27 protein-coding genes are annotated in these 23138 nt (G+C 67.2%); 9 read left to right on the top strand and 18 right to left on the bottom strand.

Annotated elements, in window-relative coordinates:
• From tnpA to recQ, 7 genes are all read right to left on the bottom strand, one after another.
• A partial coding sequence (tnpA, locus tag BMY22_RS14210) for an IS200/IS605 family transposase (RefSeq protein ID WP_143068498.1) occupies positions 1–264 on the bottom strand: 264 nt, incomplete at its 3' end.
• A gap of 60 nt (positions 265–324) precedes the next feature.
• Positions 325–1035 carry a Rossmann-fold NAD(P)-binding domain-containing protein gene (locus tag BMY22_RS14215; protein ID WP_090623128.1) on the bottom strand — a complete coding sequence of 237 codons (711 nt, stop codon included), beginning with the start codon at positions 1033–1035 and terminating at the stop codon, positions 325–327.
• A gap of 388 nt (positions 1036–1423) precedes the next feature.
• On the bottom strand, positions 1424–2479 hold the full coding sequence (locus BMY22_RS14220) for a glycosyltransferase family 4 protein (RefSeq protein WP_090623131.1): 1056 nt from the start codon (positions 2477–2479) through the stop codon (positions 1424–1426).
• Positions 2476–3300 carry a UDP-2,3-diacylglucosamine diphosphatase gene (locus BMY22_RS14225; protein ID WP_090623133.1) on the bottom strand — a complete coding sequence of 275 codons (825 nt, stop codon included), beginning with the start codon at positions 3298–3300 and terminating at the stop codon, positions 2476–2478. The genes BMY22_RS14220 and BMY22_RS14225 overlap by 4 nt, the downstream gene beginning before the upstream one ends.
• A 108-nt stretch (positions 3301–3408) precedes the next feature.
• Complete coding sequence (locus BMY22_RS14230; RefSeq protein WP_090623135.1) at positions 3409–3693, bottom strand: Rdx family protein; 285 nt, start codon at positions 3691–3693, stop codon at positions 3409–3411.
• A 108-nt stretch (positions 3694–3801) separates the two neighbouring features.
• On the bottom strand, positions 3802–4248 hold the full coding sequence (locus BMY22_RS14235; RefSeq protein WP_090623137.1) for a MarR family transcriptional regulator: 447 nt from the start codon (positions 4246–4248) through the stop codon (positions 3802–3804).
• A gap of 124 nt (positions 4249–4372) precedes the next feature.
• Positions 4373–6499, bottom strand: a complete 2127-nt coding sequence (recQ, locus tag BMY22_RS14240; protein WP_090623139.1) for a DNA helicase RecQ — start codon at positions 6497–6499, stop codon at positions 4373–4375.
• 239 nt (positions 6500–6738) lie between these two features.
• On the opposite strand from recQ, the gene BMY22_RS14245 reads away from it, so the two are divergent.
• Positions 6739–7326: a UPF0149 family protein gene (locus BMY22_RS14245; RefSeq protein WP_090623141.1), complete on the top strand. Its 588-nt coding sequence runs from the start codon at positions 6739–6741 to the stop codon at positions 7324–7326.
• 10 nt (positions 7327–7336) lie between these two features.
• A complete protein-coding gene (locus tag BMY22_RS14250; protein WP_090623143.1) occupies positions 7337–7741 on the top strand; it encodes a YbaN family protein in 405 nt (134 codons plus the stop codon).
• A 1-nt stretch (position 7742) separates the two neighbouring features.
• Here the strand turns inward: BMY22_RS14250 and BMY22_RS14255 are convergent, their stop codons facing one another.
• From BMY22_RS14255 to cysK, 3 genes are all read right to left on the bottom strand, one after another.
• Entirely contained in the window at positions 7743–8348 is a 606-nt protein-coding gene (locus tag BMY22_RS14255; RefSeq protein WP_090623146.1) for a tRNA-uridine aminocarboxypropyltransferase, read from the bottom strand.
• A gap of 89 nt (positions 8349–8437) precedes the next feature.
• Positions 8438–8575, bottom strand: coding sequence for a PA1414 family protein (locus tag BMY22_RS24400; protein ID WP_165493812.1), 138 nt, complete (start codon positions 8573–8575; stop codon positions 8438–8440).
• A gap of 183 nt (positions 8576–8758) precedes the next feature.
• Positions 8759–9736 carry a cysteine synthase A gene (gene cysK / locus BMY22_RS14260; RefSeq protein ID WP_090623147.1) on the bottom strand — a complete coding sequence of 326 codons (978 nt, stop codon included), beginning with the start codon at positions 9734–9736 and terminating at the stop codon, positions 8759–8761.
• A gap of 167 nt (positions 9737–9903) precedes the next feature.
• On the opposite strand from cysK, the gene BMY22_RS14265 reads away from it, so the two are divergent.
• Both BMY22_RS14265 and BMY22_RS14270 read left to right on the top strand, forming a co-directional pair.
• Complete coding sequence (locus tag BMY22_RS14265) at positions 9904–10749, top strand: AAA family ATPase (protein ID WP_090623148.1); 846 nt, start codon at positions 9904–9906, stop codon at positions 10747–10749.
• 26 nt (positions 10750–10775) lie between these two features.
• On the top strand, positions 10776–11954 hold the full coding sequence (locus tag BMY22_RS14270) for a vWA domain-containing protein (protein WP_090623151.1): 1179 nt from the start codon (positions 10776–10778) through the stop codon (positions 11952–11954).
• Between the two features lie 19 nt (positions 11955–11973).
• On the opposite strand, the gene BMY22_RS14275 is transcribed toward BMY22_RS14270, so the two are convergent.
• Both BMY22_RS14275 and BMY22_RS14280 read right to left on the bottom strand, forming a co-directional pair.
• Entirely contained in the window at positions 11974–12756 is a 783-nt protein-coding gene (locus tag BMY22_RS14275; RefSeq protein ID WP_090623153.1) for a class II glutamine amidotransferase, read from the bottom strand.
• Positions 12757–12790: 34 nt separating this feature from the next.
• A complete protein-coding gene (locus tag BMY22_RS14280) occupies positions 12791–13240 on the bottom strand; it encodes a hypothetical protein (RefSeq protein ID WP_090623155.1) in 450 nt (149 codons plus the stop codon).
• 97 nt (positions 13241–13337) lie between these two features.
• Between BMY22_RS14280 and BMY22_RS14285 the strand changes: the two genes are divergently transcribed.
• Complete coding sequence (locus BMY22_RS14285) at positions 13338–15383, top strand: S9 family peptidase (RefSeq protein WP_090623157.1); 2046 nt, start codon at positions 13338–13340, stop codon at positions 15381–15383.
• 43 nt (positions 15384–15426) lie between these two features.
• Here the strand turns inward: BMY22_RS14285 and BMY22_RS14290 are convergent, their stop codons facing one another.
• From BMY22_RS14290 to rnd, 5 genes are all read right to left on the bottom strand, one after another.
• On the bottom strand, positions 15427–15873 hold the full coding sequence (locus tag BMY22_RS14290) for a bacteriohemerythrin (protein WP_090623159.1): 447 nt from the start codon (positions 15871–15873) through the stop codon (positions 15427–15429).
• Between the two features lie 218 nt (positions 15874–16091).
• A complete protein-coding gene (locus BMY22_RS14295) occupies positions 16092–17330 on the bottom strand; it encodes a M61 metallopeptidase family protein (RefSeq protein WP_090623161.1) in 1239 nt (412 codons plus the stop codon).
• A 102-nt stretch (positions 17331–17432) separates the two neighbouring features.
• Positions 17433–17882 (bottom strand): YcgN family cysteine cluster protein, encoded by a 450-nt coding sequence (locus BMY22_RS14300; protein ID WP_090623164.1) that lies wholly within the window; start codon positions 17880–17882, stop codon positions 17433–17435.
• 92 nt (positions 17883–17974) lie between these two features.
• Positions 17975–18274 (bottom strand): YcgL domain-containing protein, encoded by a 300-nt coding sequence (locus BMY22_RS14305; RefSeq protein ID WP_090623166.1) that lies wholly within the window; start codon positions 18272–18274, stop codon positions 17975–17977.
• On the bottom strand, positions 18271–19398 hold the full coding sequence (rnd, locus tag BMY22_RS14310; protein WP_090623169.1) for a ribonuclease D: 1128 nt from the start codon (positions 19396–19398) through the stop codon (positions 18271–18273). The genes BMY22_RS14305 and rnd overlap by 4 nt, the downstream gene beginning before the upstream one ends.
• 262 nt (positions 19399–19660) lie before the next feature.
• On the opposite strand from rnd, the gene BMY22_RS14315 reads away from it, so the two are divergent.
• The 4 genes from BMY22_RS14315 (at position 19661) to BMY22_RS14330 (ending at position 22388) form a co-directional block, all read left to right on the top strand.
• Complete coding sequence (locus BMY22_RS14315; protein ID WP_090623172.1) at positions 19661–20515, top strand: sulfurtransferase; 855 nt, start codon at positions 19661–19663, stop codon at positions 20513–20515.
• A 239-nt stretch (positions 20516–20754) separates the two neighbouring features.
• Positions 20755–21234 carry a hypothetical protein gene (locus BMY22_RS14320; protein WP_090623173.1) on the top strand — a complete coding sequence of 160 codons (480 nt, stop codon included), beginning with the start codon at positions 20755–20757 and terminating at the stop codon, positions 21232–21234.
• A 90-nt stretch (positions 21235–21324) separates the two neighbouring features.
• Positions 21325–21657 carry a four-helix bundle copper-binding protein gene (locus BMY22_RS14325; RefSeq protein WP_090623176.1) on the top strand — a complete coding sequence of 111 codons (333 nt, stop codon included), beginning with the start codon at positions 21325–21327 and terminating at the stop codon, positions 21655–21657.
• 290 nt (positions 21658–21947) lie between these two features.
• Positions 21948–22388 (top strand): universal stress protein, encoded by a 441-nt coding sequence (locus BMY22_RS14330; protein ID WP_090623178.1) that lies wholly within the window; start codon positions 21948–21950, stop codon positions 22386–22388.
• A gap of 37 nt (positions 22389–22425) precedes the next feature.
• Here BMY22_RS14330 and BMY22_RS14335 read toward each other — a convergent pair whose 3' ends face one another.
• Positions 22426–23106: a DUF6901 family protein gene (locus tag BMY22_RS14335; protein WP_090623180.1), complete on the bottom strand. Its 681-nt coding sequence runs from the start codon at positions 23104–23106 to the stop codon at positions 22426–22428.
• Between the last annotated feature and the right edge of the window lie 32 nt (positions 23107–23138).

Here is a 23138-nt window from a genome sequence, read left to right on the forward strand (position 1 = left end):
CAACCGGCTCGCCGTTCGACCCTTGATCCGCCTCATGATCTCGCTCGGCGCCAAACCCGGCGGGCTACTCACCAAGATGTGCACGTGCTCCTTGCTCACCACGCCCTTCACTATCCGGATCTCAAACGCCTCACACGTTTGCCGCACCAACTCCCGCACTCGCTCCGCCACCTCACCACTCAGCACCTTGTAGCGATACTTCGTCACCCACACGAAGTGATATTCGATCTGGTAGACCGTGTGACTCCCGTATCGGTATTCCACCCCTCAGCCCTCCGTATCCGCCTCCGGAGGCTAAAGCTAACCGGCTGAAAGCCGGTGGTTTCAACCCTTTCTATGGAAAATGAAGCGTATCGCCACCGTATGGTGGCGCAGCGCATAGAGGACCGAACGGACGGCGCCCCCTTCGCTCAGCGGCAGGCAGAGCCAGACCTCGTGCACCCCATGCTCGTTCACCTTGGCGACCAGGCTGTCCAGCCACCCCTCGTCATTGCTGAAGCGCAGGGTAAAGACCACCTTGAAGCCGTATTCTTCCCGTATGTGGCCGCTGTTCAACTGGCCTGCGGAAAGCCCGCCCGAATCCACCAGCAGCACGGTTTTCAGGTTCCTGCCGGCCCCCCGCAAGCGACGCAGCAGCAGAAAGGCGGAAAAACGCAGCAGCAGGCACAGACCCCAGCCGATCAGCAGCATGCTGACGAACCAGAGTCGCGAGTAGCTTTCCGACACCTTGAGCAGGAAGGACAGCGAGAGCAGGATGCCCGATGCGGCGAGCCAGGCGATGGTCAGCACGCGGAACTGACGCAGGAACGGCTGGCCTCGCTGGGAACCGTAGACGCCGCCCAGCGCCAGACAGAACACCACGACGATCCCCCCCAGCGAGGTCGCGGTGTTGTAGCGCCCGGACATGTCGAAATCGTCGAAGCGGAGGTAGTACGCCGCAAAGCCTGCCACCACGACAATCAGCAGATCCAACAGAGCGACGAACAGCGGAACAGGATAGCGCTCGGCGAAGGTCGGTTCGTAACGGGGGATCAAGAGCGTGTCCTTATGCGAGGGCGTGTCGACGTACCAGCGTAGCCATGGCAGAACAGCCGCGAAGGCCACACGCCCTTGAAATGACGGGCCTTCGTCCAATGACGCGTGACGATCTGCCAATAATACTTCAGCTTGCCGAACAGGCAGCCGACAACCTGACGCCCCCGGGTGGAAGCGCCAGGCGAACCGGCAGCAGCTGAAGGCTCCGATGAGCCGGATGGTACTCGGCAGGCTTTCCCGCGTCCGTGAAGCGAACCGGCATCCTCGCCATGGCCCGAGGCGGACACGTACCGGGCGGCGCAGGCCGTTTTCGCCGCGAACTCAGCGACCTGCCTGCTGGCTTCGACAGGGTAGTTTCGGCGCTCGGGGTACCGATACGGCGCCGCCCCTAATCGGCCAGGACATCCGCGTGGAATCCCGCCCGCGCCGGCGGCCGGATGCACGGTTCGCCATCCAGCAGCACCTGATGGGCCAGGAACTCGAGTGCCGAGGCGCGCCAGGACTGCCGGCCGGCCAGCTCGGCACAGCGCGTGCGGTCCAGAGTCAGCGCGGCCAGGCAGGCCTGGCCAAGATCCTCGTCGAGCACACCGCTCACCCCCGCCTCCACCACGTCCAACGGGCCCGGCACCGGAAACGCCGCCACCGGGGTGCCGCAGGCCAGCGCCTCCAGCATCACCAGGCCGTAGGTGTCGGTACGCGAGGGGAACACCAGCACGCTGGCCTCCGCATAGGCCGCGGCGAGTTCCCGGCCATGGCGATAGCCGAGAAAGCTCGCCTCGGGATAGCGCGCTTCGAGTTCCGCGCGCTGCGGCCCGTCGCCGACCACCCGTTTCTCGCCCGGCAGGTCGAGCGCCAGGAAGGCCTCCAGGTTCTTCTCCGGGGCGATGCGCCCGACATAGAGAAAGATCGGCCGCTCCGGTTTCGGCCGCTCCCGCAGGGGAACGAACAGACGGGTATCCACGCCCTTGCGCCAGATGACCAGGCGCGGCAGGCGCCAGTGCCGGAACTCCTCGCGCAAGCGCGCGGTACTCACCAGCACCGCGCGGCTCGGCCGGTGGAAGGTGCGCAGCAGGGCATAGCCCCAGCGCAGCGGCAACCACGGCCAGCGGGTATGGACATACTCCGGGAAACGGGTGTGGATGGCCGTGGAGAAGGCCATCCCGCGTCTCGTCAGCCAGTGCCGGGCGGCCCAGCCCAACGGTCCCTCTGTGGCCAGGTGCACGCAATCCGGGCGAAACGCGCGGATCGCCGGCCCCACCCGCCAGAGATCCCAGACCAGCGGAATCTCCGGATAGGTCGGACAGGGTCGGGCCCGGAAGTCGGCAGGCGACAGCAGCTTCACCTCGTGGCCCAGCTCGCGCAACTCACCGATCAGCGACTGCAGGCTGGTGACCACGCCGTTGACCTGCGGTAGCCAGGCATCGCTGACGAGCAGAATCCTCATGCGGCCGTCCCGACGACGCTCGCCAGTTCCGCTCCCCGCCGTGCCAGGAGCGCCTGCTCATCGGCCAGGCGATAGAGCTCGATGGTGCCGTCCCAATGCTCGATCAGCGCCGTGCAGGACTCCACCCAGTCGCCGCAGTTGAGGTACTCCACCGCGCCCAGGCGACGGATTTCCGCATGGTGGATGTGCCCGCAGACCACGCCGTTGAAGCCGCGGCGCAGACATTCATGGGCGATGGCCTCCTCGAAGTCGCCGATGAAGTTCACCGCGGTCTTCACCTTGTGCTTGAGGAAGGCCGACAGCGACCAGTAGCCGTAGCCCCAGCGCTCGCGCCAGTGGTTGAGCCAGCGGTTGAGGACCAGGGTGACGCCGTAGGCGGAGTCGCCGAGGAAGGCCAGCCACCTGTGGCAGCGGGTGACCACGTCGAACTGGTCGCCGTGGATCACCAGCAGCCGCCGGCCATCGGCGGTGACGTGCTCGGCTTCGTCGACCAGCTGGATGTTGCCCAACACCAGTGCGGAATAGCGGCGCAGGAACTCGTCGTGGTTGCCGGTGACGTAGATCACCGTGGTGCCGCGCTTGCTCAGGGTCAGCAGGCGACGGATGACATTGGTGTGCGCCTGCGGCCAGTAGATGCCACTGCGCAACCGCCAGCCATCGATGATGTCGCCGACCAGATAGAGGGTATCGGCACGATAGCGCTTGAGAAAGCGTGCCAGATGCTCGGCCTTGCAGTCCCGCGTACCGAGGTGGACATCGGAAATCCAGAGCGTGCGGACGGATTGCTTGTCGCTCGGCGGGAAGGATTGGGCGCTGCTCATGGGCGATCTCCGGCAGGGTTTAACCGATCTTCCGCGCCGGGGATGAAGGCGCCGTGACGGTGCCGGGTCGATTCGGTGACAGCGCCCGCCCAGGCGCCGCAGCGGGACTCAGGATCGGTCGCTGTGGCCGAGATCGCGTCCCGGATCGATCCGGTCGCGCACGCGCTGCTTGAGCACCTTGGCCTCGGGAAAGCCGCCGTCGGCCTTGCGCTCCCAGATCTGCACGCCGTCGCAGGCGATGCGGAACACCCCGCCGCGGCCCGGCTCCAGGCTGACCCTGCCGAGATCCTCGCCGAAGGTGCTGAGCAGCTCCTGGGCCAGCCAGGCGGCACGCAGCAGCCACTGGCACTGGGTGCAGTAGGTGATGACGATTTCCGGCTTGGCCGTACTCATGGCGCCTCCGGGAAACTGTGACGGCTAGCTACCAGGATAGCGCCGCGGCACGGGTATGCGTCCCTGCCGGCCGAGCGCCCCGGACTGCCGCAGCCAGGGCGCGGCGCTTCAGAGCTTTTCCAGGTTGGCGAGAATCCGCGCATGCACCTGCTGGCAGAGGCGCAGTTCCTCCGGATCGATGCCGTCGAAGAGCTCCTGGCGCAACTCGGAGGAGATCGCCTCGATTTTCTCGATCATCGGCAGCGCCACCGGGTCCAGCACGATCTGCTTGGCCCGCCGATCCTCGGCCACCGCCTGGCGTCTGACCAGCCCTTGCGCCTCCAGGGTATCCAGCAGCCGCGCCAGGGTCGGCCCCTCGACCGCCACGCTCTTGGCCAGCTCGCGCTGGGTCGGCCACTTGCCGACGCGGGCCTCGAAGCGGGCCAGATGCAGCAGCACCAGCCAGCGCGCCTGCGACAACCCCATTCCGGACAGCCGGCGATCCAGCTCGGCACGCCAGGCACGCGACAACTGAGCAAGTTGCATCGCAAAACGATGCTGATTCAAGTAGGTCATAGAAAAGCTCGCACCGGTACTTGGACTAATTATTAGTAAGCTAACCGTAACCGCAAGCCGAACAATATGCCACGCGACTTTTTAGTCAGAAGATGTAAAAGGCCGCCTCGGCGCAACGCGCCGCTCAGGGCTCGAACTCGGCCTGCAGGGCCGTACGCACGCAGAGCAGCACCCCCTGCGGAACCCGCCCGCCGAACCGCTCGGCCAGTGCCGCGACCGGCGGCAGCTCGCCGTCGCCGTCGAGGAAGGCATCGTGGATCTCGCCGAGCAACTCCTCGGGCAGGTCGAGCGCCTGTTCGAGGGTCAGCTGACGACGGCCGATGGCCTCGGCCAGCAGGCTGTAGACGTTCTTTTCCGTACAGTCCAACTGATGGGCGATCTGCGCCGGCGTCATGCCAGCACGGGCCAGGCTGACCAGTTCGTGGCGCAGGTCGGTCACCGGCTTCGGCGCCTCGCCGGCCTCGTTGAGCACCTCGAGGAAAGCCTCGCCATAGCGCTCCAGCTTGCGCGCACCGACGCCGCTGACCCGCCCCATCTCGGACAGCGAGCGCGGCCGGCTGCGCAGCATTTCCAGCAGCGTGGCGTCGGGGAAGATCACATAGGGCGGCACCGAGTGCTCTTCCGCCAGCTTGCGGCGCAGCGTGCGCAGCGCCTCCCACTGCTCGCGCTCGTCATGCCGGACCAGTTGGCTGGCGGCGCTGGCCGTCGGCCGCGGCGTCTGCGACTTGTTGAGGTCACGGCGCAGTTCCAGGCTCACCTCGCCGCGCAGCAGTGCCCGGCAACTCTGGTTCAGGCGCAGGCCGCCGTAGCCGTCCAGATCCACGTCGGCCAAGCCACGGGCGACCAGTTGGCGGAACAGCGTGCGCCACTCCCCTTCGCCGCGCGCCTTGCCGACGCCGAACACCGACAGATGCTGATGGCCCAAGCCGCGCACCTTGTCGTTGTCGCGGCCGAGCAGGATGTCCACCAGATGACCGACGCCATAGCGCTGGCCGCTGCGATAGATGGTCGACAGTGCCTGGCGGGCGGCCTCGGTGGCGTCCCAGGTCTGCACGCCGTCGACGCAGTTGTCGCAATGGCCGCAAGGCTTGGCCAGCTCCTCGTCGAAATAGGCCAGCAGCGCCTGGCGGCGGCAACGGGTCTCCTCGCACAGCGCCAGCATGGCGTCGAGCTTGTGTTGCTCGATGCGCTTGTGCCGCTCGTCTCCTTCGGAACTGCTGAGCATCTGCTTGAGGAAGATGACGTCCTGCAGGCCGTAGGCCATCCAGGCGTCCGCCGGCAGGCCGTCGCGCCCGGCCCGGCCGGTTTCCTGGTAATAGGCCTCCAGCGATTTGGGCAGGTCGAGGTGGGCGACGAAGCGCACGTTGGGCTTGTCGATGCCCATGCCGAAGGCGATGGTCGCCACCATGATCAGCCCCTCCTCGTTGAGGAAGCGCTTCTGGTGGAGGGCACGCAGCTCGTTGGACAGTCCGGCGTGGTACGGCAGCGCCGGAAAACCCTGTTCGCTGAGAAAGGCCGCGGTTTCCTCGACCTTCTTCCGCGACATGCAGTAGACGATCCCGGCGTCGCCGCGCCGCTCGGCGAGAAAGCCGAGCAGCTGCTTGCGCGGCTGATCCTTGGCGACGATGCGGTAGAAGATGTTCGGCCGGTCGAAGCTGGAAAGAAAGCGCTCGGCATTTTCCAGGTGCAGGCGCTGGACGATTTCCTCGCGGGTGCGCTTGTCCGCCGTGGCGGTCAGGGCGATGCGCGGCACCTGCGGGAACAGCTCGGCGAGCTGACCCAGCTGCAGGTATTCGGGCCGGAAATCGTGCCCCCACTGAGACACGCAGTGGGCCTCGTCGATGGCGAACAGGGCGATCGGCAGACGCTGCAGGAAGGCCAGCATGCGCGGTTGCACCAGACGCTCCGGGGCCAGATAGAGCAGCTTGATCTCGCCCAGACGGATCCGCTCGGCGATCTCCTGCTGCTCGTCGGCGCTCAGCGTGGAATTCAGCGCCACCGCCGGCACACCCAGTTCGTCGAGGGTGGAAACCTGATCCTCCATCAGCGCGATCAGTGGCGACACCACCACCGCCAGCCCCTCGCGCAGCAGCGCCGGGACCTGATAGCAGAGCGACTTGCCGCCGCCGGTCGGCATCAGCACCAGGGCGTCGTCGCCGCGGGCGACGCGCTCGATGATTGCCGCCTGGTTGCCGCGAAACGCGTCGTAACCGAAGACGTCCTTGAGGATGCGTTGGGCCTGTTCGAGCATGGACACTCCAAGCGGAGCAACGAGGCCGGGCGGCTCGTCGGGTTGAGTCGGCTGCACGGCTCCGGACGGGGCCGCCATGAAACGGCGCATTATACGTGAGCGCCCGGTTGGCGGCCTCGCTTCGGCGGCGACCGCGCGTTGCCCCTGCGACCGGCCACGAAAAAAACCGCGCCGCGACACGCCGCCGGGCGTTATCCGGGCTAAAATCCAGCCTCCCCAACCTTCAAGGTAGTCGCGCCATGTCCTTCGCCGAGCAATTGTCCCGCCTGCAAGCCTTTCTCGACGCCGACGATCTGCACGAAGAGGCTCTGGACTACGTCGCTGCCCATGGCTACCTGACGGCTTTGTCGATCTGCCCGGACCCCGTGCCCGAGCAGGAGTGGATCGACGCCCTGTTCGCCGAGCCGCCGCACTATCGCAGCGATGCCGAGCGGGAAGAGATCGAGGCCACGCTGCTCCAGCTCAAGGCGCACATCGCTCGCCAGCTGGCCAGCGACGAAGACCCCGAGCTGCCTTGCGAACTCGACCTAGGCGACAGCCCCGACGACTCCGACCTGCGCGGCTGGTGCATCGGCTTCATGGAGGGGGTCTTCCTGCGCGAGGAAGCCTGGTTCGAGGAGTCCGAGGAGGAAGTCAGCGAGCTGCTGCTGCCGATCATGATCGCCTCCGGCCTGTTCGAGGACCAGCCGGACTTCGCGGAAATCGCCCATGACCGCAAGCTGGTGGACGAGATGATCCAGCAGATTCCGGACCTGCTCACCACGCTGTTCCTGCTCTGCCACGCCCCCGAGGAAAAACCCGCGCTGCTCAAGCCGCGTCATCACTGAGAGCGAGGGGATGCCGCGGACCGTCCGCGAAAGCCGCTCCCGCCTGGTACGCCACGCCCTGCAGGCCATCGGCCTGCTCAGCCTGGCGCTGGGGGTGATCGGCATCTTCCTGCCGCTGCTGCCGACCACGCCCTTCCTGCTGCTGGCCGCGGCCTGCTTCATGCGAAGCTCGCAGCGCTTCTATTTCTGGCTGATCGGCCATCCCCACCTCGGCCCCTGGGTCCGCGACTACCTCGACGGCGAAGGCATTCCCCTCAAGGGCAAGGTCTACGCGGTCGGCCTGATGTGGACGAGCATTCTGCTGTCCTGCTACCTGATCCCGCTGGCTTCTGCCCGCCTCTTCATGCTCGCCAGCGCCGTGCTGGTCACGCGCTACATCCTCAGGCAGAAGACCCGACCGGTACGGGCCGGCTGACCTACCTCTCCGGGCCGCCAGCATAGTTGCGCCGGTAGACCGCTTCCCCCATCGCCGCGATCTGCCCCTCGATCAGTGCCTCGAAGGGACGCAGCATGGCATCGAAGCGCGCATCCCCTTCGAGAATGTTCAGGGCGCAGACGATGGCCTCGAGGGTCGACAGAGCCCCGGCCATGGGCGCCTTGCGCAGCCGGTAGCGCGACTGCAACCCCTCCGGCAGGGCGACCCGCGGCAGGGCCGCCAGCGACGGATTGACATGGAGAATCCTGCGCGCCTTGCGCCAGGTGCCGTCCGGCACGATCAACTGCAGGGGGCGCCCGTCCTGCACCAACTCGGCCAGCGGCATGGCCTGTGTACCCGGAAACAGCAAGCAGCGGCGGTAGGTGCCGTGCGCCAGCTCCGCCGCCAGCTCGGGGAAGGTCTCGCCCACCCGCAACTCGCCATTGCTCAGCGCCAGCGCGGCCAGCCGTGCGGTATTCAGCGCATGGGACGCCTCTGCCGGATGCTGCAGGATCAGCACCCGGGTACGGCTGGACAATCGGGGAACGAGCGCGCACAGGCAGTGGCTCAGCGGACGTGCACAACGGGGACAACAGGAACGCGGCATGGACTCTCCTCGGCGGAGCAGTCTGCCACAGCTCAAGCGGCACGGAAAACGGGACAAGGCGCCAGCCGGCGCCCTGGCCATGTCGACGATCAGCGGCGGCGGGCGCGCTCCTCGGCCAGACGGCGACGTTCGTCGCTTTCCAGGGGGATGGGCTGCAGGCGCCCGGCGGCATCCAGACCGAACAGGGTAGCGAGATCGGCAAGTAAACGATTGAGCCAAGCGTTCATGACCAGTCCTCCGGTAACGACCAAGTGTGGCAGCGGCTGCAGGGGCAACCTGCACCATCTTTTTTCAGGATAGCCCCAGTTTCCCTCCGGGGGCCTGACCCGAATCAAAAAGGCAGAGCGGCGAATCGTGCAGCTTCGCCCACAAACGCAGCGGAAGATGGCCCCACTGCACCTCGCCGGCCGTTACTGGAGCAGTTCCTGCTCGCTGAACAGCCCCTCGAACAGCATGCTCGACAGGTAGCGTTCGCCGGAGTCCGGCAGGATCACCACGAGGGTCTTGCCCTGCAGCGACGGCTCGGTTTCGGCCAGACGCACCGCGGCAGCCATCGCCGCGCCGCTGGAAATCCCGCAGAGGATGCCCTCCTCGCGCATCAGGCGCAGGGCCATGCTCTTGGCCTCGTCGTCGGTGACCCGCTCGACCCGGTCGACCAGCGACAGGTCCAGATTCTTCGGCACGAAGCCGGCGCCGATACCCTGGATCTTGTGCGGCGAGGGCTTGACCTCCTCGCCGGCCAGGGTCTGGCTGATCACCGGCGAGCCGGCCGGCTCGACGGCCACCGAGAGCAGCGGCTTGCCGCAGGTCTGCTTGATGTAGCGGGACACGCCGGTGAGGGTGCCGCCGGTGCCGACCCCGGCGACCAGCACATCCACTGCACCATCGGTGTCGTTCCAGATTTCCGGGCCGGTGGTCTTCTCGTGGATCGCCGGGTTGGCCGGATTGTCGAACTGCTGCGGCATGAAATACAGCTCGGGATTCGAGGCGGCGATCTCGGTCGCCTTCTCGATGGCCCCCTTCATGCCCTTGGCCGGCTCGGTGAGCACCAGCTCGGCGCCCAGGGCCTTGAGCACCTTGCGCCGCTCCAGGCTCATCGACGCCGGCATGGTCAGGATCAGCTTGTAGCCACGCGCCGCGGCGACGAAGGCCAGGCCGATGCCGGTATTGCCCGAGGTCGGCTCGACCAGGGTCATGCCGGGCTTCAGGCGCCCACTGGCCTCGGCGTCCCAGACCAGATTGGCACCGATCCGGCACTTGACCGAATAGGACGGGTTGCGTCCCTCGATCTTGGCCAGAATGGTCACGCCCTGCGGGGCCAGACGGTTGATCTTGACCAGCGGCGTGTTGCCGATGGATTGTGCGTTGTCGGCATAGATGCGGCTCATGGCGCGTTCCTTATTGATGTATGCGCTTAGGATGCGCAAGCCTAAGTCGCGGCACAAACGCCGTCCAGATCCCGTCGTTCCCGCCCCGGCGCCTGCGCGCTATAGTCGACCCCAGGCTCAACGAAGGAAGGCCGGCGCACACCGGCGCCAGCATGCGAGGATTCACGATGAAGTTCCAGGGCACCTCCACCTATGTAGCCAGCGACAGCCTCAAGCTCGCCGTCAATGCCGCCATCACCCTGCAGCGCCCTCTGCTGGTCAAGGGCGAGCCGGGCACCGGCAAGACCCTGCTCGCCGAACAGCTGGCGGAGTCCCTGGGCACCCGGCTGATCGCCTGGCACATCAAGTCCACCACCAAGGCCCAGCAGGGCCTCTACGAATACGATGCGGTAAGTCGCCTGCGCGACTCGCAGCTGGGCGTGGACAAGGTCCACGACGTGCGCAACTACATCCGCAAGGGCAAGCTGTGGGAGGCCTTCGAGGCCGGGGAGCGGGTAGTCCTCTTGATCGACGAGATCGACAAGGCCGACATCGAGTTCCCCAACGACCTGCTGCAGGAACTCGACCGCATGGAGTTTTTCGTCTACGAGACCGGCGAAACCGTCAAGGCCCACCAGCGGCCGATCGTGGTCATCACCTCGAACAACGAGAAGGAGCTGCCCGACGCCTTCCTGCGCCGCTGCTTCTTCCACTACATCGCCTTCCCCGACCGCGAGACTCTGCAGAAGATCGTCGACGTGCACTTCCCCGGCATCAAGGGCCAACTGGTGGCCGAGGCGCTGGACCTGTTCTTCGACGTGCGGGAGATTCCCGGCTTGAAGAAGAAACCCTCCACCTCCGAGCTGGTCGACTGGCTGAAGCTGCTGCTGGCCGACGACATCGACCTCGCGGCGCTGCGCGAGCGCGATCCGACCAAAGCCATCCCGCCGCTGGCCGGCGCCCTGGTGAAGAACGAGCAGGACACGCAACTGCTGGAACGCCTGGCCTTCATGACCCGCCGCGCCAACCGGTAGCCCGGAACCCCCACGGGAGCCTGTTCATGCTGCTCAACCTGTTCAACGAAATGCGTGCGGCCAAGGTGCCGGTCTCGCTGCGCGAGCTGCTCGACCTGATCGAGGCGCTCGAGCAGCCGCTGGTGTTCGCCGACATGGATGCCTTCTACTTCCTGGCCCGCACCATCCTGGTCAAGGACGAACGGCATTTCGACAAGTTCGACCGGGCCTTCGCCGCCTACTTCCAGGGGCTGGAGAACCTCGATGCCCTGCTCGAGGCGCTGATTCCCGAGGAATGGCTGCGCAAGGAGTTCGAGCGCCTGCTGAGCGACGAGGAGAAGGCGCAGATCCAGTCCCTCGGCGGCCTCGAACAGTTGCTCGAGACCTTCAAGAAGCGCCTCGAAGAGCAGAAGGAGCGGCACGCCGGCGGCAGCAAGTGGATCGGCACCGGCGGCACCAGCCCGTTCGGCTCGGGCGGCTACCACCCCGAAGGCATCCGCGTCGGCGAGGCCGGGGCGCGTCAGGGCAAGGCGGTCAAGGTCTGGGAACAGCGCGAATACCGCAACCTCGACGACCAGGTCGAGCTGGGCACTCGCAACCTGAAGATGGCACTGCGCCGCCTGCGCAGCTTCGCCCGCGAAGGGGCCGCCGAGGAGCTCGATCTCGACGCCACCATCGCCCACACCGCGCGGGATGCCGGCCTGCTCAACATCCAGCTGCGCCCGGAACGGCACAACAGGGTGAAGCTGCTTCTGCTGCTGGACATCGGCGGCTCGATGGACGCCCACGTGAAGGTCTGCGAGGAGCTGTTCTCCGCCTGCCGCAGCGAGTTCAAGCACCTGGAACACTACTACTTCCACAACTTCGTCTACGAGAGCCTGTGGACCGACAATCGCCGGCGCCATTCCGAGCGCATCGCGACCCACGACCTGCTGCACAAGTACGGCCCGGACTACAAGGTGGTGTTCGTCGGCGACGCCTCCATGTCGCCCTACGAAATCCTCCAGCCCGGCGGCAGCGTCGAGCACTGGAACGAGGAACCCGGCCTAGCGTGGATGCAACGCTTCACGGAAACCTACCGCAAGCTCGTCTGGATCAATCCGTCCCCCGAGCGCGTCTGGAACTACGGCAGCTCGATCCAGATCGTCCGCGAGCTGGTCGGACAGCACATGTACCCGCTGACCCTGAGCGGCCTCGAAGAAAGCATGCGCTTTCTGGCCAAGTGAGCCCGGCCCGCCGCTCGGCTCAGACGGGCGCGACCTCGCCGCGGGAAACGCACTCGCCGAGCCGCCAGAGCGTCCACTCGCCCGGCCGGTGGGCGAGCCAGGTCTCGTTGGCGGTCAGGGGCTCGGTGGCCAGCACCGTCACCACGTCGTTCGGGGTGGTTTCGGCCTGGAAGTCCACGGTCAGGTCGGCATCCTTCAGCCGCGCCGGACCGAAGGGCGCGCGACGGGTGATCTGCGCCAGCTTGGTGCTGCAGAAGCTGAACAGCCAGTCGCCGTTGCCCAGCAGGCAGTTGAAGACGCCCTTGCCGCGGTATTCGTTGCAGGCGCCCACCAGGGTCGGCAGCAGCGTCCAGACGTCGACCGGCTCGGGAAAGGCCTCGCGCAGCCGGTTGAGCAGATCGCAGAAAGCCCGCTCGCTGTCGGTGTCCCCCACCGGCCGGTAGAACCCCGCCGGCGGCTGGAAGTCCGCCAGTTGCCCGTTGTGGGCGAAGCACCAGTTGCGGCCCCAGAGTTCTCGCACGAAGGGATGGGTGTTGGCCAGGCAGATCCGCCCGACGTTGGCCTGGCGAATATGGCCGATGACCAGCTCGCTCTTGATCGGATAGCGCTGCACCAGCCGGGCCACCTCGGAATCGGCACTCGCCGCCGGGTCCTGGAACAGCCGCACGCCGCGTCCCTCGTAGAAGGCGATGCCCCAGCCGTCGCGGTGCGGGCCGGTGCGCCCGCCGCGCTGCATCAGGCCGGTGAAGCTGAAGACGATATCGGTCGGGACGTTGGCACTCATGCCGAGCAGTTCGCACATCGCGGGCCCCCTCGCAGACGCCTGTGGTCCGGTTTCAGAGCCGCGGCTCGACACGCAGGCCCTGCCGCCCCGGGCTCCCGCCGGCCTCGCCGCGGGCCATCAGTTCGCGCACGGTCGGCTCGTCGTCGACCGCCGGGGACACCCCGGCCCCGCGGCGGCGCCAGAGCACCCAGCGCAGCGCCGCCAGCAGCAGGTACGCAGCCACGGCGATCATCCCGTAGAGCGCCAGATCGGCCACCGCACGCCAGGCATTGTTACCGACGCCAAACAGCAGGTCGAGGGCGGCGATGGCGACGGCCGGGGCGAACAGTTCCTTGCCCGGATCGACGATGGTCGGGGTCAGCAGCAGCACCGCCACGATCAGCCGCAAGGGCTCGCGCAACCCGCGCCACATCCAGCGGGTCAGCCGGAACCAGACCAGCAGGCAGCCGAGTGCGGCGATGCCGTAGACGGCCCAGGCAAGCAGATAGTCGTTCTCGATCATGGCGGTGTGAGACTGGCGGAAGGGTGCTTATGATAACGACATTTCCCCGCTGCGGCGCCACTGCCGGAAGCCGCGCGGTCGGACGCCAGGAGCCACCATGCCGCAAGCCCCCCTCGCCCGTGTCGGGAACCATCCCGCCGATCCCTACCGCTGGCTGGAGCAGCGCGACAAGCCGCCGGTGCTCGCCTACCTGGAGGCCGAGAACGCCTACCTGGAGGCCGAGCTCGCGGATGTCGGCGCGCTGCGCGAAACCCTGTTCCAGGAGATCAAGGGCCGCATTCGCGAAACCGACCTCTCCCTGCCGGTGCCCTGGGGCCCCTACCTGTACTACCAGCGCACCACGGCCGGCGACGAATACCCGCGCCACTACCGCTGCCCGCGCCCGACGGACGGCTCGCTGCGGACCGACGAGCGATGCGAGGAACTGCTGCTCGACCCCAACGCCCTGGCCGACGGCGGCTACCTGTCGCTCGGCGCCTTCGAGATCAGCCCCGACCATGCTCGTCTGGCCTACAGCCTGGACACCAGCGGCGACGAGATCTACCGACTGTTCGTCCAGGAGCTGGACGGCGGCGAGCTCCACGAGCTGCCCTTCGAAGACTGCAACGGCAGCATGACCTGGGCCAACGACAGCGAAACGCTGTTCTTCGCCGAGCTGGACGACACCCAGCGCCCGCACAAGCTGTACCGCTACCGGCTCGGCGCCGACGAAGCCGAGCTGGTGTTCAACGAGCCGGACGGGCGCTTCTTCATCCACTGCTACCGCGCCAGCTCCGAGCGCCAGCTGGTTCTCCTCAGCAACAGCAAGACCACCTGCGAGGCCTGGGTGCTGGACGCCGAGCGCCCAGAGAAAGCCTTCATCTGCCTGGCGCCGCGCCAGGAGGGCCACGAGTACTACCCCGACCACGGTCGCATCGACGGCGACTGGGGCTGGCTGATCCGCAGCAACCAGGACGGCATCAACTTCGCCGTCTACCAGGCGCCCGAAGGCTCGCCCAGCCGCGAGCACTGGCGGCCGCGGATCGGCCACGACGCAGCGCGAATGATCGAGGACCTCAGCCTGAATGCCGGCGGCTTCGTTCTCAGCCTGCGCGAGCAGGGCCTGCCGATCGTCGAGGTACACCCGGCCGAGGCCACACCCTATCGCGTCGAGCTGCCGGACGCCGCCTACAGCCTGGACGTCCAGGACAGCCTGGAGTTCGACAGCGCGGCGATCCGCCTGCGCTACGAGGCACTCAACCGCCCGTCGCAGATCCGCCAACTGAGCCTGGTCGACGGCGCCCAGCAGGTGCTCAAGGAAACCCCGGTGGAAGGCCCGTTCAATGCCGACGACTACCAGAGCCTGCGGCTCTGGGCCGAGGCCGCGGACGGGGCGCGCATCCCGATCAGCCTGGTCGCCCGCCGCGACACCCTGGGCCGGCCCGCCCCGCTCTACCTCTACGGCTACGGTGCCTATGGCGAAAGCCTCGACCCCTGGTTCTCGCATGCCCGACTGAGCCTCTTGGAGCGCGGCTTCGTCTTCGCCATCGCCCACGTGCGCGGCGGCGGCGAGCTAGGCGAGGCCTGGTATCGCGCCGGCAGGCTGGAGCACAAGGAAAACACCTTCGGCGACTTCATCGCCGTGGCCGAACACCTGATCGCCCAGGGCTTTACCTCTGCCGACCGCCTGGCGATCAGCGGCGGCAGCGCCGGCGGCCTGCTGATCGGCGCCGTACTCAACCGGCGCCCGGAGCTGTTCGCCGCGGCGATCGCCGAGGTGCCCTTCGTCGACGTGCTGAACACCATGCACAATCCCGAGCTGCCGCTGACCGTCACCGAATACGACGAGTGGGGCGACCCGCACGATCCCGAGGTCCATGCGCGGATCAAGGCCTACGCGCCCTACGAGAACGTGCGCGCCCAGGCCTACCCGGCGATCCTCGCGGTGGCCGGCTATCACGACAGCCGGGTGCAGTATTGGGAAGCGGCGAAATGGGTCGCCAAGCTGCGCGCCAGCCGAACCGACGACAACCTGCTGCTGCTGAAGACCGAGTTCGGCGCCGGCCATGGTGGCATGAGCGGGCGCTACCAGGCGCTGAAGGACGTGGCCCTGGAATATGCCTTCCTGCTCAAGGTGCTGGGTCTGGCCGACAGCCAGCGCTGAGGGTCGCGCCAGGACGCCCTCGCGCCGCCGGGCGCCTCGCCGCTTAGAAGAACTTGGCCAGCATCCGGGCGACGAAGCCGCCCTCCAGGCTGCGCTTCACATCGCTCACGTAGTGCTTGTCGTCGCGCTTGATGTGGTTGGTCAGCCACAGGCCGATATCGCCTCGCACTTCCCGTGCCAGGCGGATTGGGTCCTCACCCTTCTCGAAGCGCGCACCGTAGGCGTGGGCGCGCTCCTTGAAGCGCTCGTGCACCTGGTGATGGGCCTCGAGCAGCGGATAGCCGGCCTTTTCCATCAGGCTTTCCTCGAAGGTGTTGTGGGAAATGGAGTAGTCGATGATCGCCTTGATCACCCGCTCGATTTCCTCGACCGACTTGCAGGCAATCGCCCGGTCGATCTCGTTCAGGTAGTCGAAAATGTGCTTGTGCTGATCGTCGATGATCGCGATGCCGGTTTCGAACTCGGCCGTCCAGGTAATGTTGTAAGCCATTTTTGCACGTACCTCGGCAAGACAAGAAAACAGTCAATAACGCCTGCCGAAACGCTGCAATTCACATGCCCTGTCATGGCATTTTGCCATACAACGAAGAATGGCCGATCTGGAAAGATTTCTTGACGCCCAAGCCGCTGCCTCGCAGATTGCGGCTGGGGTAAAGATTACATGGACGTACCGATTTGTAATGAACCTCACAAAATCGAACATTTTTCTCAGGGTTGCTTCTCGATCGCCAGCAGCGGCGTATCCAGCACCTGCGACTTGCCACCCATGAGGTTTTCGCTGATCGCGATGAAGTCGTCGGTACCGGCCCGCTCCATGCGCATCAGCCCCCGCACCACATCGTCCAGCGAATGGCGATTCTCGCTGCGCGTGCGGATTTCCCCGTCGAGCTGCTGCAGCAGGAGCACGGCACGGGCGGTTTCCGCGCCGCTGACACGCTCGCCGCGCAGACTCTGGACCTTGCGACTCCAGTCGGCCAGGTGCTGAGCAACCCTCTCGTAGCGATCCTGGCCGAGTCCGCCGGCGCGGCGCAGCAGCTCGATGGCGTAGTACTCGGCCAGCCCCTCGCTGATCCAGTCGCTTTCGTCGACATCGTGAATCCGGGCGAACACGTGCACCAGTTCGTGCAACAGGGAACTGGTGCCGTTTTCGCTGACCAGCGGACGGTCGGCGTGCATGTACAGGGAGTTGGGCGCCGACAAGCCGCCGCGCCACATCGGATCGCCGGCACCGACCACCAGCAGCTTGCCCGGCTCGCGCAGGAACACCGCCTGGTATTCGTCCCAGACGAAGGTCAGCAGGGTCAGGATGTCCATCCGCCGCACGCCCTCGCCGAGCGGCGCCGCCACGCTGACCTCGGTGTCGCCCAGGGTGGCACGCCGCACGCCGAGCCGGCCGGCGAGCAACCAGCCGGTCGGCCGGTCGAACAGCCGCGCCGGACTGTCGATGCGGAAACGGTTCTTGCCGATGCGCGGCCAGCCGGTTTCGACGCTTTTCCAGCCCTCGGGTAGCTCGAACTCCAGGCGTGCCACCAGCTCCACGCCGTCCTGCTGCTCCAGATGGGCGCTGGGCACCAAGTCGTCGCCGCGCAGCAGCGCCCAGTGCTCGGTCATCCGCGCATCGAAGCGCCCGGAGGCGCGCACGTGGTCGACCCGCATCCGGTAGCTCAGACTGCTCTTGCCCTCCCCCGGCCGCCAGGTACCGGTGCCGGGCGACTCCTGCTGCCACTGCCCGTCGGCCTGGAAATCGCTGTAGCGGCCCTGCTCACCCAGCTCGAAGCGCAGGCTGCGAACCGCGCTGCCCTGCTCCAGGGTCAGACGCACCTCGGCCTGGTCGCTCTGCGGCAGAAAGCGCACGTGGTAGTCCAGATCGACCTTGTTCGCCGCCCAGGAGGGGGCGGCCGCGACCAGCAGGACGGCGCAGAACGGCAGGTTCGGGCGGGCAGGCATGGGAAAGCTCCTTGGCGGGACGGACGGGGCAAGTGTGCCGCCTGGCCGGGCGCGGAGGGAAGCGTCGCAGCGGGTCGGCCCTCGAGCCCGCCGGTCGCCGGCTCAGCCGGCGCGAAAGATCAGGTAGTCCTCCCAGTCGTCCTCGGACACCGTGGTTTCGCTGAGCATGCGCCCGGCCTGGGAGATCCGCTCGCGATGGACCGCCTGGGGATCGTCGCAGACCAGCGGATGCCAGAGCGGCAGGTCCTGCCCCTCGGCGACCAGCCGATAGGCACAGGTCGGCGGCAGCCACTGGAATGCGCCGGCCTGGGCCGGAGTGAGCTGGATGCAGTCTGGAACCGAGCGGCGACGGTTGGCATAGTCGCGGCAGCGGCAGGTTTCCAGGTCGAGCAGGCGGCAGGCGATGCGCGTGTAGTAGACGCCGCCGTCCTCCTCGTCCTCGAGTTTCTGCAGGCAGCACAGGCCGCAACCGTCGCACAGCGACTCCCACTCCGCGGAGTCGAGCTGGTCGAGGGTCTTGCGCTTCCAGAAGGGTTCGACTTTCGCCGCCATGGGAACTACCGCCACCGTGAAAAGGGGGGAAGTCTAGCCAGTACCGGAGATCCGGCCAAGACCGGACGGCGTCGAGCGGTCGGGTAGCGCCCTCAGAGCGGGTCGTTCAGCCGCAACAGCTCGTCCGGCAGGTGCTCGATGTAGTCGTCCACCTCATCCGGTGGCGGCATCTGCAGGTGGTAGCCCTGCTTTCCGAGGTTCTCCAATACCTTGTGGATATCCTCGCGCGCGAGGGTCCGCTCGGGCGAGAGCACCAAGTCGAAAGCGTGCTGCGGCGTGCCGAAAGCCGCCAGCAGGGCTTCGGGCACCCGCTCCAGGGCGTCCCTCCTCTCCACGTAGAGATACATTTCCCGACGCCGCGGACTCTTGTAGATGGAACAGATGCACTTCATGGTCGTTCTCCGCCGAGGCAGTCGAGCAGGGCCTGGCCCAGACGCTCGCGGCGCCAGCCGCGCAGCGTATCGGGCAGCCGGTAGGGGCCGTTGGGGAAGCCGCTTTTCAGCAGGGCTTCGAGAATCTTCTTGCGCAGTGCCAGCTCCGGAGCAATCTGCAGGCGTGCGGCCTCGGCCTGGCCGAACGCCCGCAGCTTCTTGAGCAGCGCCGAGGCCTCCATCGGCAGCGGCTCGGGCAACGGCTCCGGCCAGCTCTCCGGCGGCGTGGCGCCGCTTTCCGCGATCAGCCGGAGCAGGGTCTCGCCATCCTGGCGCACCGTGCGCGGGTGCATGTCTTCGATCCGCCCGAGACCGACCAGATCGGTCGGCTGAAAGCGCGCCAGCGGCCACAGGCTGTTCTCGCGCAGGATACGGTTGCGCGGCTGGTCGCGCCGGCGCGCCTCGCGCTCGCGCCAGGCATACAGCTCGCGCAGCACGGCGAGCTGCTGGCGGCTCAGCTTCCAGGCCAGCCGTCCCTCGCGGTAAAGCTCCTCGGGCGCCACCTCGCGGCGCAGGTTGGCGACCAGCTCGGTGCCGTCCTCCAGGGTCCAGGCGCGCTTGTCCTCCGGCAACCGCTCGACCAGCGCGACATAGAGCTCCGCCAAGTGCACCGCGTCCTCGGCGGCATAGCGGATCTGCAGCTCGCTCAAGGGGCGCTGCAACCAGTCGGAACGGGTCTCGCCCTTGGGCAGCTCGATGCCCAGCACCGCCTGGACCAACCGGGAGTAGCCCATGGAAAAGCCCAGGTCGAGGTAAGCGGCGGCCAGTTGGGTGTCGAACAGCGGCTGCGGCAGGCTGCCGGTCAGGCGCAGCAGCACCTCCAGGTCCTCGCTGCAGGCATGCAGCACCTTGACCACCGCCGGGTCCTCCAGCAGCCCGGCCAACGGCCGCCAGTCGCCGATGGTCAACGGGTCGACCAGGTAGGCGCTGCGGCCATCGCCGACCTGCACCAGGCCGGTCTGCGGATAGAAGGTGTCGACCCGCACGAACTCGGTATCGAGGGCGACGAAGGGCAACTGCCGCCAGCTCGCGCAATGGCTGGCAAGGCTCGCGTCGTCGCGGATCCAATGAATATCGATGGCCACGAAGGCTCCTTGTTGACTGGCCGCAGCAACAGCGCAGCGCACGGACGGTGGCGGGGCGAACCCGGCGTCGGACACGGCTGGCGCGGCAGCATCCATACTGTGAAATACGGCGCACGGTCGCCAGAGGACATGCAGTATATCCAGCGCTCCGGGCCCGGCCAAACGGCATCGGCGCTCACCCCGAACGGCTTGGCGTTTTCCGCGGCGGACCGCAGACTCGCAGCCTCCGGAAACTCCCCCACCGAACGACAAGGAGCCCCCCATGTCCCACGCGCAATTGCTCAGCCCCGCCCAACTGGCGGCCCGCCTCGACCAGCCGGACCTGCGCATCCTCGACTGCCGCTTTGCCCTCGAAGACCCGGCCTACGGCGCGCGCAGCTACGCCCAGGAGCACATCCCCGGCGCCCGCTTCGCCGACCTGGAACGCGACCTCTCCGGCCCGGTACAGAAGGGCGTAACCGGCCGCCATCCGCTGCCCGATCCGCTCCTGCTGGTCGAACGCCTGCGCGCCTGGGGCATCGACAACGCCAGCCCGGTGGTGCTCTACGACGACGGCCCCGGCGCCTTCGCCGCCCGTGCCTGGTGGCTGCTCGCCTGGCTCGGCAAGCACGACGGCGTGTTTATCCTCGACGGCGGCCTGAACGCTTGGCGCGCCGCCGGCCTGCCGCTGACCGCCGAGCTGCCCGCCCCGGCCGCCGGCACCTTCCAGGGCCAGCCCGATCCCGACCTGCTGGTGGAGGCGCAGCACCTCCTGGCGCGCCTCGGCGATGTGCGACTGACCCTGCTCGACGCCCGCGCCCTGCCCCGTTTCCGCGGCGAGGTGGAGCCCCTCGACCCGGTCGCCGGGCACATCCCCGGCGCCCACTGCGCGCCCTTCACCGAAAACCTCGGCGCCGACGGCCGCTTCCTGCCGGCCGAGCAGTTGCGCGAGCGCTTCGCCAACCTTCTCGGCGAACGCCCCCCCCAGCAACTGGTCGCCTATTGCGGCTCGGGTGTCACCGCCTGCCACAACCTGTTCGCCCTGAGCCTCGCCGGCTACCCGCTGGCACCACTCTACGCCGGCTCCTGGAGCGAGTGGCTGACCGATCACTCCAGACCCATCGCCACGGGGGATTGAGCCGTCCCGTCGGGAGCCATATAGCGGCCGGTCTAAGCACCGGCCGCTATATGGCCCGGAAAAGCCCAAGTGGAAATAATTTAAAAACAGTAATTTACAGCCCAAAGATCGCACTAGACTTCAACTCAAGCGGTCGGCGGAGCACCTCGAGGCTCCACACCCGCTTCCAGCGAGGCGCTTCATCCGGACCGATAATTCTTCCAAAGCCCCGCCGGACACCTTTCCTTGCGAGATCCACCATGGGCATTGCAGCCAGCGAACTGAGCAAGCATGTGATCCGCCCGACCCTGTTCTACCTCGGGCGCTCCTCCGATGCCGCCGAAGCCCTGCTGCTGGGCATCGCGGCCACCCAGTCGGCGCTGGGCGCAGCCCTGCACCGGCACCACGGCCACGGTCTCTACGGCATCCGCGAAGCCAGCCACCTGCAGCTCTGGGACCGCTACCTGGCCCTGAACCCGGACCTGGCCAGCCATGTCCGCGGCCTGGCCAGCCAGCATGCCTTCCTGATTTCGCCGCACCTGGAGCTGACGGTCAACCTGCGCTACGCCACCGCCATCGCCTGGCTGCTGGTGGAGGCGCAGCAACTGCCCCTGCCCAGCGCCGACGACCTGCCGGGACAAGCGCGGATCTGGGGTCGCGTATTCCATCCCGGCGGCCGGCCCGAGGAGTTCCTCGACGCCTGGCAGCGCTGCGTCGCCGGCGCCATCCAGAACGCCTGAAGCGCTATGGCCGTCCGTCACCTGCCCATGAACCCGGCGCCGGACTGCTGGTCGATTTTTGGGTAGGGTCAGCGCAGCGAGGAGGTAGCCATGACCATGGTGGATTACGCGACCGGCATCCGGGCCTGCAGCGCCTGCGCCGTCGCCTGCGACGAGTGCGCCAGGGCCTGCCGGCAAACCGATCCGCAAACCCTGAGCCGCTGCATGGAACTCAGCCAGGACTGCGCCGACGTCTGCCGCCTGACCGCCCTGCTGATGGTGCGGGAAAGCGAATGGGCGAAAATCCTCTGCCGCCTGTGCGCGCGGACCTGCGAAGCCTGCGCCGAGGAATGCGCCCGGCAGCGCCTGGCCGAGTGCCAGGAATGCGCCCAGACCTGCCAGCACTGCGCCGAAGAATGCGAACTGCTGAGCGAGGCGGCGTAGGCTATCTGCCAGTCAGGTCTGCCAGAACCGCAACACCGGATGTCCATCCCCCCCTCCGGGTGCCGTAGCGCCGCATGCCGCGCTGGGTCGGCGCCAGCAGGGACGGCATGCACGATACCAGCCCCCTCCACTGTTTGGCCCGGACACTGCGTTGCGCGTTTGCCGGAGGCGGCCGGCCCCCCACGCCGCCTTGCCATGGCTCAAGGAATCGCGCATTAGTGCCGCCGGAGACTTTTCTGTTGGCGATCGGGCGTCATACTTGCTGCAGGCCCACCGCACAGGACACGACCATGCCCTACCAACACATCATGACCGCCGTCGATCTCACCGACGAGTGCCATCCGGTCATCCGCCGCGCCATCGGCTTAGCCAACTGCTTCCAGGCCCGGCTGTCGCTGGTGCATATCGTCGAGCCGATGGCCATGGCCTTCGGCGGAGACGTGCCGATGGACCTGTCGACGCTGCAGCAGCAACAGACCGATCAGGCGCGCGAGCGGGTCGAAGCCTTCGCCAGCCAGTATCCCGAACTGCTGCCCGAGCGACGGCATATCCTCTTCGGCCAGCCGCGCCAGGAAATCCACCAGTTGGCGAGGGAGCAGGGATGCGACCTGATCGTGGTCGGCAGCCATGGCCGCCACGGCCTCGCCCTGCTGCTCGGCTCGACCGCCAACGACCTGCTGCACGGCGCGCCCTGCGACGTGCTGGCGGTACGCCTGAAGAAACCCGAGTGAAGAATCGCCCCTCTCCCGGCCGGGAGAGGGGCCGCGCTCAGTCCTCGTCGGCGCTCATCACCAGCGGACGGATCTTCGCGAGCTGGATCTCCAGCGAATAGCTCATGCTGGAAGCCATGGAGAAGAAGGTCAGGAAGGCCTTGAGATTCGAGTCGCCGCCGCAGGTGGCATGGATGCGCTGCCAAAACGCCTGGTTGACCAGCTGCAGTTGCTGGAAGAGGCGCACCAGGCCTTTCAACTCCCAGTCGGCGTGGCGCCTTTCCCGGCAGTTGAAATACTGCCGCGCCAGGTAGAGCGATACCGCGCGCAGGGCGAACTCCTGCTGGCTGGCGAACGGCAGATGCTGCTGCGCCATGGGCCGCAGGCGAGCCAGCCGGGGACAGGCGCTGGTCGCCATGATCACCCCGAGCAGGGAACGCACGCCCTCCTCCAGACTGACCTGCTTGCGATACTCCCGTTCCGGCGTGCACACCCGGACCTGCGCCTTCTGGAACGCCGGCAGGCCCAGGAAGTCCTCGATCACCCCCTGCAGGTCGAGCGCCGCCGGGCAGTGGCTGTACTGCGCCGGACTCAGCGGGCAGTTGCTGCACTGCTGGTATTCCAGGCGCGTCCAGCCGGGCGCAGCCTCGGCGTGCGTGCGGTCATAGCCTCGCTCCAGTTCGATGCGATAGCTGAAGGCGTGCTGCTCATCCAGGGTGATGTGATATTCGATTGCCATACTGTCTTCCGGCCGGTCGCTGAGAGGAAAAC

It is taken from the genome of Azotobacter beijerinckii, from assembly GCF_900110885.1.
Classification (GTDB): domain Bacteria; phylum Pseudomonadota; class Gammaproteobacteria; order Pseudomonadales; family Pseudomonadaceae; genus Azotobacter; species Azotobacter beijerinckii.